Origin of the sequence: Pseudonocardia alni, assembly GCF_002813375.1 — a bacterium.
GTDB classification, from domain to species: domain Bacteria; phylum Actinomycetota; class Actinomycetes; order Mycobacteriales; family Pseudonocardiaceae; genus Pseudonocardia; species Pseudonocardia alni.
The window spans coordinates 4,960,566-4,972,966 of record NZ_PHUJ01000003.1 but is presented as its reverse complement, the minus strand read 5'-3'; the positions used below and the strand labels follow the sequence as shown (position 1 = coordinate 4,972,966).

Sequence of the window (12,401 nt, the reverse complement as noted above, 5' to 3'; positions counted from 1 at the left end):
CCGGCGGGCGAGGGTGCGAGCCGGTCGCTACCGTCGCTGACCGGGTGGACTACCCCACCCTCCACTTCCCACACCCCGACGGGGCGTCCATGGCGAACGCACAGGTCAGCGGCCCACCGGCCGCCAGGCCCCCGGGCCCCGGCGTGCCGTCGGCACGGCCGGCGCGGGTGCCGTCGCGGGCCGCGCTGGACGAGACCACGCTGGTCGTCCGGGCCCAGGACGGCGACGTCGGCGCGTTCGAGGAGCTGGCCCGCCGTCACCAGAACGCCCTGTTCCGGGTCGCGGTCCGGGTGCTCGGCGACGCCACCGACGCCGAGGACGCCCTGCAGGACGCGCTCGTCGACGCCTGGCGGCGGATCGGCACCTTCCGCGGCGAGGCGGCCTTCTCCACCTGGATGTACCGGATCGTCACCCACCGCTGCACCGCGCTGGTCCGGCGGCGGCGACGGACCGAACCGCTCCCGACCGACGACGGGCCCGGCGCCCCGGCCGACGACCGCTCCCCCACCCCGGAGCGGGCCGCCGAGGTGGACGCGGAGATGGCGGCCCTGTCGCGGGCCGTGGCGTCGCTGCCGGAGGACCAGCGCACGGCCTGGGTGCTGCGGGAGCTGGAGGGGCTGGGCTACAGCGAGATCTCGCAGATCACCGGGGCGGGTGAGACCGCCGTCCGCGGCCGGATCCACCGGGCGCGCGGGGCACTGGCGGAGAGGATGCGGGCATGGCGGTAGAGAGGAGCGGGGCGGAGCGCGTCGAGCCGCTGGCCTGCGGCCGGGACGCCGCCGACGTCTGGGACCACGCGGAGGCGGGCGTGCTCGACGAGCACGAGCTGACCTGCCCGCACTGTATGCGCGCGCACGCGGACCACGACCGGCTCGGCGGGCTGGTGGCGCGGATGGCGGCCGAGCCGCTGCGACCGCCGCCGTCGGTGCTGGAGCAGGTGATGGGCGCGGTCGTCGCGGACCTGCGCCCGCACGAGCTGCTCGCCCTGGGGCCGGACGCCTGGCTGGGCAGGCCGACCGCGGAGGCGGCGCTGCGGCACGTCGTGGACACGATGGACGGGCTGCGGGCCCGTCGGTGCCGGATCGAGCAGGTGCGCGCCCCGGACGGTTCCGGGGAGGACCCGGCCGCGGTGTGGGTGCGGGTGACCGTCGCGGCCCGGTTCGGGGTCGACCTCGCCTCGGTCACCGCGCGCGTCCGGCAGATGATGATCTCGGCAGGGGACCGCACGCTCGGCGTGCCGATCGCCGGGGTCGACATCCTGGTCGAGGACCTGTGGGAGGAACCGGAATGAGCGGGCGCACGACGGTCACCGTCTCCGACCTGGCCGTCGCACGGGTGGCGGCGCGGCGGGTCCGGCGGGTGCCGGGGGTGGCGGCGCTGATGGGCGACGTCGCGCAGACCCTGCTGGGGCTGGCCGCGGACTGGCTGCCCCGTGACCCGGTCCCCGAGGAACTGCGGGTGCAGGGCCTGGTCGCGTCGGTGCACGGGCACGAGGCCGAGATCCGGGTGACGGTCGGGGTGCGGTTCGGCACCCACTGCGCCGAGCTGGCCGAGCGGGTGCGCCGGGAGGTGACCGAGGAGGTCGCGACGGTCTGCGGCCTCGACGCCCGGGTGCGGGTGACCGTCGCCGACATCGCGCTGCCTGCCTGATCCCCTCCGCCCCCCCGCGCGGTGTGCGCGGGAGGACCCGGTCCGGTGGGTCCGGATCAGGCCCGGCCGACGAGCACGCAGTCGCCGCAGGTCCCGCCGCCGGGGGCGCGGACGTAGAGGCAGCAGGAGCGGCGCCGGAACGCCCACTCGGTGTCCGCGTCGGTGTCGTCGAGGCGGAGCAGCCGGCCGGTGGCCCCCGACGGCAGCGGCCCGCGCAGCACCGGGTGGTCGGCGAGCGCGTCGAGCAGGGCCAGATAGCGGCGCCGGTCCGGGCGTCGCATGGCCTCCATCACCCGTGCCGCCCCGCCGATCGAGGACACGACGTTGCCGCGCAGTACCCGCGGCGACACCACGGCCCGGGCGGCGACGGCGGCGTACAGCGGATCGAGGTGGGTGGCGGCGAGCTCGCGGGCGAGCAGGTCCGCGGCGCCCGCCGGGTCGTCGGCGACGTCCGGGGTGGCGACGCCGGTGGGCCCGGCGGACAGGCTCGGCGCCCACGGGTCGGCGGCGCCGGGGTCGCGGCGCAGCTCGCCGAGCGACGGGAGCACACCGTGCAGGGCCACGGTCGCGAAGGGCATCGACACGATCCGCGCCGCGAGCCCCATGACCGCCACCGAGGCCCCGATCCGCCGGTCCCCGCCGAGCGCGGTGGTGACCTCGCCGATCCGCCGGCCGAGCGGGTCCGGGCCGCCGGGGACCGGCGCGGCGTAGAGGTCGGCCCACCGGACGGTCCCGGAGGCGGCGGGTGTCGCCACCGCGAACCAGGGACCGATGGTCGCGACGTCGGCGAGTACCTCCACCACCCGGCCGCCGGTCACCCGCCCGGGTGAAGCTTGCGGCGGCCCGGGTGTGGCGACGCGGATCGGGGGCACGTTCACGAGGGAGCAGTCTGCCCGACCCGGGGACGCGCTGCGTAACGGTGCGGACGCCCCCGGCGATCCCATGCAGGAGAACGCCGCTCCCGACGGATGGTCACGCCTCGCTCACCGTCCGGACACGAGCCGGCAACGTCGACCTGCTCGCATGGTCAGCGATCCACATCACGGGACCGGTGGGCCGCTCTCAGTAGCGCATCGCGGTGGCGGCGTGCGACTCTGTGCACTCGCCAGACCGCACTCGCCGGGGTGTGTGGTCGAACCGTGCCGCAGGAATGGCCGGGTACTGGAAGTCAGCGCCCGGCCGCTCGGCGTGCCCGGAAGAGGATTCCGTCCGCCGGTCACCCACCCGGCGGCACGGTGCACCTGAACGGCCCTCGTCGCACGTCCCACTCGGGCTGCGCGCTGTATTCTGAGAACCTTCTTCGGACCGCAGCGAGCTGCCCGGTCCGGGTCGTCCGATGCGGGTGACTCCAGGTGCACCGAGACGACAGGAGGAGCAGTTGGCCGCGATCAGTGACCAGACGCGTCGCCCCTCGCCCGGTGGGCTGTACGCCGCCGATCACGAGCACGACGCCTGCGGTGTGGCCATGTTGGCCGACGTCACCGGCAAGCGCAGCCACGCCATCGTGCAGAAGGCCATCGAGGCCCTGCTGCGCCTGGAACACCGCGGTGCGCGTGGCGCCGAGTACAACACCGGTGACGGTGCCGGGATCCTGATCCAGGTCCCGGACGCGTTCTACCGCGAGGTCACCGACTTCGACCTGCCCGCGGAGGGCGCCTACGCCACCGGCATCGCGATGCTGCCGCGTGACGAGGACGAGGCCGCCGCGGCGATCGAGCGGATCGACGCGCTCGCCGCCGAGGAGGACCTCACGGTCCTCGGGTGGCGCGAGATCCCGACCGACCCCGACGCCGCGGACCTGGGCTCCATCGCCCGGGACGCGATGCCCGGCTTCCGCCAGCTGTTCGTCGGCGGCGTGGAGCTGACCGGGGACGCCCCGGAGAACGCGCCCGCCGGCATCGAGCTGGAGCGCCGCGCGTTCTGCTTCCGGAAGCGGGTCGAGCACGACACCGAGACCTACTTCCCGTCGCTGTCGCCGCGCACCGTCATCTACAAGGGCATGCTCGCCGAGCCGCAGGTCGCCGCGTTCTACCCGGACCTGAACGACGAGCGCGTGACCTCCGCGCTGGCGATCGTGCACTCGCGGTTCTCCACGAACACGTTCCCGGCGTGGCCGCTGGCGCACCCGTTCCGCTACGTGGCGCACAACGGTGAGATCAACACCCTGCGCGGCAACCGGAACTGGATGGCGGCCCGCGAGTCGCTGCTGGAGTCCGCGAACCTGCCCGGCGACCTGTCGCGGCTGACCCCGATCGTCACCCCGGACGCGTCGGACTCGGCCACCTTCGACGAGGTCCTGGAGCTGCTGCACCTGTCCGGGCGCAGCCTGCCGCACGCGGTGCTGATGATGATCCCGGAGGCCTGGGAGCACAACACCGAGATGGACCCCGCCCGGCGGGCGTTCTACGAGTACCACTCCACGCTGATGGAGCCGTGGGACGGACCGGCCCTGGTCGCGTTCACCGACGGCACCCAGATCGGTGCGGTCCTCGACCGCAACGGACTGCGCCCGGCCCGCTACTGGGTCACCGAGGACGGCCTGGTCGTGCTCGCCTCCGAGGTCGGCGTGCTGGACGTCGCGCCCGACAAGGTCGTCCGCAAGGGCCGCCTCGAGCCGGGCCGCATGTTCCTCATCGACACCGAGCGCGGCAAGATCGTCGACGACGACGAGGTCAAGGGCGCGCTGGCCGCCGAGCAGCCGTACACCGACTGGCTGCACGCCGGTCTGATCCGGCTCGACGAACTGCCCGCGCGTACCCGCGAGACCCCGACCCACGAGACGCTCAACCTGCGCCAGCAGGCCCTCGGCTACACCGAGGAAGAGCTCAACGTCCTGCTCCGCCCGATGGCGGTCACCGGGGCCGAGCCGATCGGCTCGATGGGCAACGACGCGCCGATCGCGGCCATCGCCGAGCGCCCGCGTCAGCTGTACGACTACTTCATCCAGCTCTTCGCCCAGGTCACCAACCCGCCGTTGGACGCGATCCGCGAGGAGCTCGTCACCTCGCTGTTCAGCCAGCTCGGCCCGGAGCAGAACCTCCTCGACGCGACGCCGGCGCACTGCCGCACGATCGTCGTGCCGTTCCCGGTGCTGACCAACGACGACCTGGCGAAGATCGTCCACATCAACGACGACGGGGAGTTCCCCGGCTTCGCCTCGCACGTCGTCCGCGGCACGTTCACCGCCCGCGACGGCGGCAAGGGCATGCTGTCGCGGCTGGCCGAGATCAAGCAGGAGGTGTCCCGCGCGATCGAGAACGGGGCCCGCCTGATCGTGCTGTCCCAGCGCGGGGTGGACGCCGAGCACGCGCCGATCCCGTCGCTGCTGCTCACCGGCACCGTGCACCACCACCTCGTCCGGGAACGCTCGCGCACCCGCGTCGGGCTGGTCGTGGAGTCCGCGGACGCCCGCGAGGTGCACCACATCGCGCTGCTGCTCGGCTACGGCGCCTCCGCGGTGAACCCGTACCTGGCGATGGCCACGGTCGAGGATCTCGCCGAGCGCGGCGACGTCCCGGGTGTCGACGGCCGGACCGCGGCGAAGAACCTGGTCAAGGCGCTCGGCAAGGGCGTCCGCAAGACCATGTCGAAGATGGGTGTCTCGACGGTCGCGTCCTACACCGGCGCGCAGATCTTCGAGGCCGTCGGCCTGGGCTCCGAGGTCATCGACTCGGCGTTCCGCGGCACCGCGTCGCGGATCGGCGGCGTCGGCTTCGACGTCCTGGCCGAGGAGGTCCTCTCCCACCACCGCCGCGCCTACCCTGCCGACGACGTCCGTGCCTCGCACCGGGCGCTGCCGGTCGGCGGCGAGTACCAGTGGCGTCGCGAGGGCGAACTGCACCTGTTCAACCCGCAGACCGTCTTCAAGCTGCAGCACTCCACGCGGGCCGGGCGCTACGAGGTCTTCAAGGAGTACACGAAGGCCGTCGACGACCAGGCGCGGAAGCTGATGACGCTGCGCGGCCTGTTCACGTTCAAGGACGGCCAGCGCGAGCCCGTGTCCGTCGACGAGGTCGAGTCGATCGAGTCGATCATGACCCGGTTCGCGACCGGTGCGATCTCCTACGGCTCCATCTCCCAGGAGATGCACGAGACCCTGGCGATCGCGATGAACCGCATCGGCGGCCGGTCCAACACCGGTGAGGGCGGCGAGGACCCGGACCGCTTCACCGCGGACCCGAACGGCGACTCGCGCCGCAGCGCGGTCAAGCAGGCGGCGTCCGGCCGGTTCGGCGTCACCAGCGAGTACCTGGTCAACGCCGACGACATCCAGATCAAGATCGCCCAGGGCGCCAAGCCCGGTGAGGGCGGCCAGCTGCCCGGCGGCAAGGTCTACCCGTGGATCGCGACCACCCGGTACTCGACGCCGGGCGTCGGCCTCATCTCGCCGCCGCCGCACCACGACATCTACTCGATCGAGGACATCAAGCAGCTCATCCACGACCTGAAGAACGCCAACCCGCGGGCCCGCATCCACGTGAAGCTGGTGTCCCAGGTCGGCGTCGGGACCGTGGCCGCCGGCGTGTCCAAGGCGCATTCCGACGTCGTGCTCATCTCGGGCCACGACGGCGGCACCGGTGCCTCGCCGCTGTCCTCGATCAAGCACGCGGGCGGTCCCTGGGAGCTCGGCCTGGCCGAGACCCAGCAGACGCTGATGGCCAACGGGCTGCGTGACCGGATCACGGTCCAGGCCGACGGCCAGCTCAAGACCGGGCGCGACGTCGTCATCGCGGCGCTGCTCGGCGCCGAGGAGTACGGCTTCGCCACCGCCCCGCTGGTGGTCTCGGGCTGCATCATGATGCGCGTCTGCCACCTGGACACCTGTCCGGTCGGCGTCGCGACGCAGAACCCGGAGCTGCGCAAGAAGTTCAACGGCAAGGCCGAGTACGTCGTGAACTTCATGAAGTTCGTGGCGCAGGAGGTCCGCGAGATCCTCGCCGAGCTGGGCTTCCGCTCGCTCGACGAGGCGATCGGCCGGGCCGACGTGCTCGACGTCGACTCCGCCGCCCAGCACTGGAAGTCCAAGCACCTGGACCTCTCGCCGATCTTCCGGATCGCCGACGTGCCGGACGACGCGCCGCGCAAGCGGACCCGCGAGCAGGACCACGGCCTGGACAAGGCGCTGGACAACACCATGATCCAGCTGGCCGAGGGCGCGCTGCGCAACGGCGACCGGGTCCGCCTGGACCTGCCGGTGCGCAACGTCAACCGCACGGTCGGCACCATGCTCGGGTCCGAGCTGACCCGGGCGCACGGTGGCAAGGGCCTGCCCGACGACACGATCGACATCACGTTCACCGGCGCGGCCGGGCAGAGCTTCGGTGCGTTCGTGCCCAAGGGCATCACGCTGCGGCTGGTCGGCGACACCAACGACTACTTCGGCAAGGGCCTGTCCGGTGGCCGGTTGACCCTGCGGCCGGACCCGTCGTCGCCGTTCGCCGCCGAGGAGAACGTCATCGCCGGCAACGTGATCGGCTACGGCGCGACCTCGGGCGAGATGTTCATCCGCGGTGTCGTCGGCGAGCGGTTCTGCGTCCGGAACTCGGGCGCGGTGGCCGTCGTCGAGGGCGTCGGCGACCACGGTTGCGAGTACATGACCGGTGGCCGGGTCGTCGTCCTCGGGCGGACCGGGCGCAACTTCGCGGCCGGGATGTCGGGGGGCGTGGCCTACCTGCTCGACATCGACAAGAACCGGGTCAACCCGGAGATGGTCGACCTCGACCCGCTCTCGGACGAGGACCGGTCGATCGTGCACGACCTCGTCGAGCGGCACCACGCCGAGACCGGCTCGGCGGTGGCGCACGCGCTGCTCACCGACTGGGACAACGCGGTCGAGCGGTTCGGCAAGGTCATGCCCAAGGACTACAAGCGCGTGCTGCTCGCGACGGAGAACGCCGAGCGCGAGGGCCGCGATGTCAACCAGGCGATCATGGAGGCTGCTCATGGGTGACCCCAAGGGCTTCATGACCACTCCCCGGCAGACGCCCACCCGGCGGCCGGTGGACCTGCGGCTGATGGACTGGCGCGAGGTCTACGAGGACTTCCCGGCGAAGACCCTGGAGTCCCAGGCCGGGCGCTGCATGAACTGCGGCATCCCGTTCTGCCACCAGGGCTGTCCGCTCGGGAATCTCATTCCCGAGTGGAACGACCTGGTCTACCGCCACGACTGGCGCGAGGCGATCGAGCGCCTGCACGCCACGAACAACTTCCCGGAGTTCACCGGGACGCTGTGCCCCGCCCCGTGCGAGGCGGCGTGCGTGCTGGCCATCAACGACGACGCGGTCACGATCAAGCAGGTCGAGATCGAGATCATCGACAAGGCGTGGGACGAGGGCTGGGTCACCCCGCAGGTGCCCGAGGTGAAGACCGGCAAGAAGGTCGCCGTCATCGGGTCGGGGCCGGCCGGGCTGGCCGCCGCCCAGCAGCTGACCCGGGTCGGGCACGAGGTCGTCGTGTTCGAGCGGGCCGACCGCATCGGCGGACTGCTGCGCTACGGCATCCCCGAGTTCAAGATGGAGAAGGCGCGCCTGGACCGGCGCCTGGAGCAGATGGTCGCCGAGGGCACCCATTTCCGGGCCTCGGTCGACGTCGGCACCGACGTCACCGTCGAGCAGCTGCGGGCCGACTTCGACGCGGTCGTCCTCGCGGGCGGTGCGACGGCGTGGCGAGACCTGCCCGCCGAGGGCCGCGACGCCGAGGGCGTCTACCAGGCGATGGAGTTCCTGCCGTGGGCCAACCACGTGCAGCAGGGCGACCTGGACGCGCCGCCGATCTCGGCCGAGGGCAAGGACGTCGTGATCATCGGCGGCGGTGACACCGGCGCCGACTGCCTGGGCACCTCGCACCGCCAGGGTGCGCGCTCGGTGACCCAGCTGGAGATCATGCCGACCCCGCCCGAGCAGCGCACCGACAACATGCCGTGGCCGACCTACCCGACGGTCTACCGGGTGTCCTCCGCGCACGAGGAGGGCGGCGACCGGCTGTTCTCGGTCAACACCACCGAGTTCGTGAAGGACGCCGACGGCAAGCTCGCCGGCATCCGGATCGTCGAGGTCAAGCGCGGGGACAACGGCTTCGAGCCCGTCGAGGGCACCGAGCAGGAGCTCCCCGCGCAGCTGGTGCTGCTCGCGATGGGCTTCGTCGGCCCGGAGAAGGGCGCCCTGCTGAACGACCTCGAGGTCGACCTGGACGAGCGCGGCAACGTCGCCCGCGACGACCGCTACATGTCCTCCGCCGACGGCGTGTTCGTCGCCGGTGACATGGGCCGCGGCCAGTCCCTGATCGTGTGGGCCATCTCCGAGGGCCGGTCCGCGGCCGCCGGGGTGGACGAGTACCTGACCGGGCGCACCGTGCTGCCACGCCCGATCGACCCCACCGACCGGCAGATCGCCTGATCCACCCGGCGTGACGACAGGGCCCGGCCGTTCGCGGCCGGGCCCTTCGTCGTCCCGGGATCGTCCCCGGGCTCAGTCGAGGCGTTCGAGCTCGTAGGCGTCGTCGCCGATCCAGATGCGCACGCCCTCGGCGTCGTCGGAGATGTAGCCGTCCTCCTCCTCGCCGAGCTCGCGGATCGCGCCGAGGGCGAGCCGGTCGAACTCCACGACGCCGTCGCCCACGTCGACCGGCCGGTACTCCCGGGCCAGCATCGCGGTGCGGCACTGCGTCGCCAGCCACGTCGCGTTCTCCGTACCGACCTCGACCCGCCACCGCTCATCGCGCATACGAGAAGTATGGCCTGGATCTCTCCGTCCGTCGCCGGTCTTCTACCGGCGATCGTGACGGAGTGCTCCTCATCGGACGCACACCGCGATCCGCTCCCGCCCGTCGCGGGGGCGGCGCCGCTCACGGTGGCGGGCGAGACAGGAGCCACTGCACCCACAACCCGACGGCGGGTCGGGCGTTGAACCCCGTGACCGGCATCTGCAGAACCGGGAGCCCCTGTCGATGCCGGGCACCATCGGGTCATCGGGTACCGCGGCCACGCGCCGCGGGCCCGATGCCCGGTGGTGTATCCCGCCCCGGTCGCCGCGCGAGGCGATGAGTTCTCCGGGGCCAGCCGGTCGTAGGCGGTGAGTGCTCCGGAACCGCCGGGGCCGTGCCCGCGGAGGCCACCATGACCGCCCCCTCCCCCACCCGTCGTATGCCGGTCGCCGCACATCGTGCGCTGTGGGTGCTGCAGATCCTGCTCGGCCTGTTCTTCGTCCTGGCCTCGGCGCTGCCGAAGTTCTGGGGCGACCCGTTCGCCGTCGCGATCTTCGACGGGATCGGCCTCGGCCAATGGCTGCGCTACGTCGTCGGGTTCCTCGAGCTGGCCGGCGGGATCGGCCTGTGCACCCGGCGCTCGGCCGTACCGGCCGCCACCGGGCTCGTCCTGCTGATGGTCGGTGCGGCGCTCACCCAGGCATTCGTCCTGCACGGCGGGGCGCTGGTCGTCACACCGCTGGTCCTCGGCGCCCTGACCGCCGTGATCGCGGTCGCGCGACGGAACGAGACGCTCACCACCCCTCGCTGACCTGCGTTTACGCACAGCGATCATCGGGCATCTCCGGGGAGAGAAGACCGATCCGGATACCCCGGTTCGCCCGAGTGAGTCCCGCAAAGGGGAGGAACCCGCCATGGCCGACCGCCACGTCAAGCCGGTCGACGACGGCTGGACCGTCGAGAAGGAAGACGCCCAGCGCCCGAGTGCCCGTACGAGCACCCAGGCCGAGGCCATCACCCGGGCGGTGGAGATCATCGCCAACGACGGCGGCGGCAACCTCGTCGTGTACGGCACCGACGGCTCGGTGCGCGAACGCCGCTCCATCGACGCCGACGCCGACGCCGGCACCGCCACGAAGGCCGTCGCGAGCACCACCGCCACCGCGGCCGGTGACACCGCGTCGAAGGCCGCCGAGACCACCGGCAAGGCCGCCGACAAGATCGGTGCCGACACGCGGACCACCGCCAAGAAGGTCGCCGGCGAGACCGGTGACAGCGCGGCGAAGGCCGGCGAGACCGTCAAGAAGGGCGCCGACAAGGTCGCCGCCGAAGCCCGCAAGGTCGACGACCAGGGCAAGGACCCGAAGAAGGCGGGCAAGGCCGCCGCCGAGGCCGCGAAGGCCACCGGCGAGCAGCTGGCCGGGAACGCCCAGCGCACCGGCAAGCAGGTCGCCGGCGAGGTGTCGTCGTCCGCGGAGCGGTCCGCCGCCACCGTCAAGGCCGTCGCCGAACAGGGTGCCGACTCCGCGGTGCGCACCGCGGACCGGACCGCGCGCGTGAGCGCCCGCGTCGAGGACGACCTGGACGACACCGGGGCCCGCCTGGCCCGCCGGCTCTACGAGAACGGCGAGCGGGCCGCCTCGCAGCTGGACGACTTCGCCCTGCGCGTCTACAAGCCGCTGAACCCGATCCGGTTCACCAGCCGCGTCGCCGCCGGGGCGGTCGCCACCGCGTTCGGGGTGACCGGTGCGGTCACCTCGCGTGCGGGCAAGCTGTTCCAGCGCGGGACCCGCAAGGCCGCAGGCCGCTGAGTCCCCGCAGTACCGCGACCGCGCCCCCGCCGACCACGTCGGCGGGGGCGCGGTCGTCTGCGGTCAGGACGTCGGACGCAGCACGTAGTCGCCGGTGTCGTCGCTCCACTCCATCGCGATGAGGTCCCGGGCGCGGGCCGCCTTCGCGAAGGACAGGAAACTGCCGAAGCCGTAGCGCTTCTCGGAGAAGTCCGGGACCCGCTTGCGGAGCTGGTTCTTCAGCCCGGACAGCTGCGGCGGGTCCCCGGCCGCGGCGATCCCGCGCACCACGTCGACGAGCAGCGCGAACGCGTCGTGGTCGGCGTCCGGGTCGTCGGGCAGCGCCACCTCGGGGTCACCCTGCGCCGCACCGGTGGTCAGCGTGACCGCACCGCGGTCCTGCAGATGGCGCAGCAGCTCGCCGAAACCGCGGAAGCCGTGGTCGGCCTCGTCGAACGTGGGGTCCTTGCGCAGGATCGCGCGCTTGAGCCGCGACGCCAGGACCGGGCCGTCGGCCTGGCGGGTCAGTCCGACGAGGGTGCTGACGACGAGGCCCGCGACGTCGCGTTCCTCGGCCCCGGTGGTGGCGGTGTCGTCGCGCCCGTCGGAGAACGTGACGTCGAACGGGTCCGGCGGAACGACCGGCTCCGGCTCCGGGACCGCGACCGGGGCGGGGGTCGCGACCGGTCCCGCGGCCGGGGCCGGGGCGGGGCGCGGACTCCCCCGGCGACGACGCGGCGGTGCGGGCGCCTGGGTCGGCTCGACACCGGGGAGCCGGTCGTAGAACAGGAACTCGTCGCAGGAGGGCGGCAGCAACGCCGAGGTCGAGGACTGCACCCCGATCCCGATCACGCGCTTGTCCAGCTCGCGCAGCTTGTGCATGAGCGGGGTGAAGTCCGAGTCGCCGGTGCCGATGGCGAAGGTGGTGATGAACTCCCGCTCGTAGGCGAGCTCGATCGCGTCGACGGCGAGCTTGATGTCCGCCGCGTTCTTGCGGGAGCCGCCGATCCGCTGCGGGATCTCGATGAGCTCCACCTGGGCGCGGGCCATCAGGCGGCGGTCCTCGTCGAAGGAGGACCAGTCGGCGTAAGCGCGGCGGACCACCACCCGCCCGCGTTCGGCGAGCGCGTCGGCCACCGGGCCGAAGTCGAAGGGGACGACCCCGAGCCCGTCGCGGGCGCCGATCGCGAGGTTCTCGTAGTCGAGCAGCAGTGCGATGCGTTCGTCCTCGTGGGCCACCGCGGAAGCCTAATGCGCTGG

General features: G+C 72.8%; 10 protein-coding genes. 7 read left to right on the top strand and 3 right to left on the bottom strand.

Translation table 11 applies throughout. The annotated features are described in order from the left end of the window. The first annotated feature begins 89 nt into the window (after positions 1 to 89). From ATL51_RS24475 to ATL51_RS24465, 3 genes are read left to right on the top strand one after another with little or no spacing between them, the layout of a single operon-like run. On the top strand, positions 90 to 728 hold the full coding sequence (locus tag ATL51_RS24475) for an RNA polymerase sigma factor (protein WP_100880922.1): 639 nt from the start codon (positions 90 to 92) through the stop codon (positions 726 to 728). After that, positions 719 to 1,291, top strand: a complete 573-nt coding sequence (locus ATL51_RS24470) for a hypothetical protein (RefSeq protein WP_100880060.1) — start codon at positions 719 to 721, stop codon at positions 1,289 to 1,291. Before ATL51_RS24475 ends, ATL51_RS24470 begins: the two co-directional genes overlap by 10 nt. Continuing rightward, positions 1,288 to 1,650 carry an Asp23/Gls24 family envelope stress response protein gene (locus tag ATL51_RS24465; RefSeq protein WP_073578083.1) on the top strand — a complete coding sequence of 121 codons (363 nt, stop codon included), beginning with the start codon at positions 1,288 to 1,290 and terminating at the stop codon, positions 1,648 to 1,650. Before ATL51_RS24470 ends, ATL51_RS24465 begins: the two co-directional genes overlap by 4 nt. A 56-nt stretch (positions 1,651 to 1,706) precedes the next feature. Here the strand turns inward: ATL51_RS24465 and ATL51_RS24460 are convergent, their stop codons facing one another. Next, positions 1,707 to 2,468: a (2Fe-2S)-binding protein gene (locus tag ATL51_RS24460; RefSeq protein ID WP_157818504.1), complete on the bottom strand. Its 762-nt coding sequence runs from the start codon at positions 2,466 to 2,468 to the stop codon at positions 1,707 to 1,709. A 647-nt stretch (positions 2,469 to 3,115) separates the two neighbouring features. On the opposite strand from ATL51_RS24460, the gene gltB reads away from it, so the two are divergent. Further along, positions 3,116 to 7,600, top strand: a complete 4,485-nt coding sequence (gene gltB / locus ATL51_RS24455) for a glutamate synthase large subunit (protein ID WP_392567410.1) — start codon at positions 3,116 to 3,118, stop codon at positions 7,598 to 7,600. Beyond that, positions 7,593 to 9,044 carry a glutamate synthase subunit beta gene (locus tag ATL51_RS24450; RefSeq protein WP_100880058.1) on the top strand — a complete coding sequence of 484 codons (1,452 nt, stop codon included), beginning with the start codon at positions 7,593 to 7,595 and terminating at the stop codon, positions 9,042 to 9,044. The genes gltB and ATL51_RS24450 overlap by 8 nt, the downstream gene beginning before the upstream one ends. Before the next feature lie 72 nt (positions 9,045 to 9,116). On the opposite strand, the gene ATL51_RS24445 is transcribed toward ATL51_RS24450, so the two are convergent. Continuing rightward, positions 9,117 to 9,371: a hypothetical protein gene (locus ATL51_RS24445; protein ID WP_073578086.1), complete on the bottom strand. Its 255-nt coding sequence runs from the start codon at positions 9,369 to 9,371 to the stop codon at positions 9,117 to 9,119. 392 nt (positions 9,372 to 9,763) lie between these two features. On the opposite strand from ATL51_RS24445, the gene ATL51_RS24440 reads away from it, so the two are divergent. Together ATL51_RS24440 and ATL51_RS24435 are read left to right on the top strand one after the other, a co-directional pair. Next, complete coding sequence (locus ATL51_RS24440) at positions 9,764 to 10,162, top strand: DoxX family protein (RefSeq protein ID WP_100880920.1); 399 nt, start codon at positions 9,764 to 9,766, stop codon at positions 10,160 to 10,162. 103 nt (positions 10,163 to 10,265) lie between these two features. After that, positions 10,266 to 11,162, top strand: a complete 897-nt coding sequence (locus ATL51_RS24435; RefSeq protein WP_073578087.1) for a DUF2188 domain-containing protein — start codon at positions 10,266 to 10,268, stop codon at positions 11,160 to 11,162. 63 nt (positions 11,163 to 11,225) lie between these two features. Here ATL51_RS24435 and ATL51_RS24430 read toward each other — a convergent pair whose 3' ends face one another. Continuing rightward, entirely contained in the window at positions 11,226 to 12,380 is a 1,155-nt protein-coding gene (locus ATL51_RS24430; protein ID WP_073578088.1) for a PIN domain-containing protein, read from the bottom strand. Positions 12,381 to 12,401: the final 21 nt, after the last annotated feature.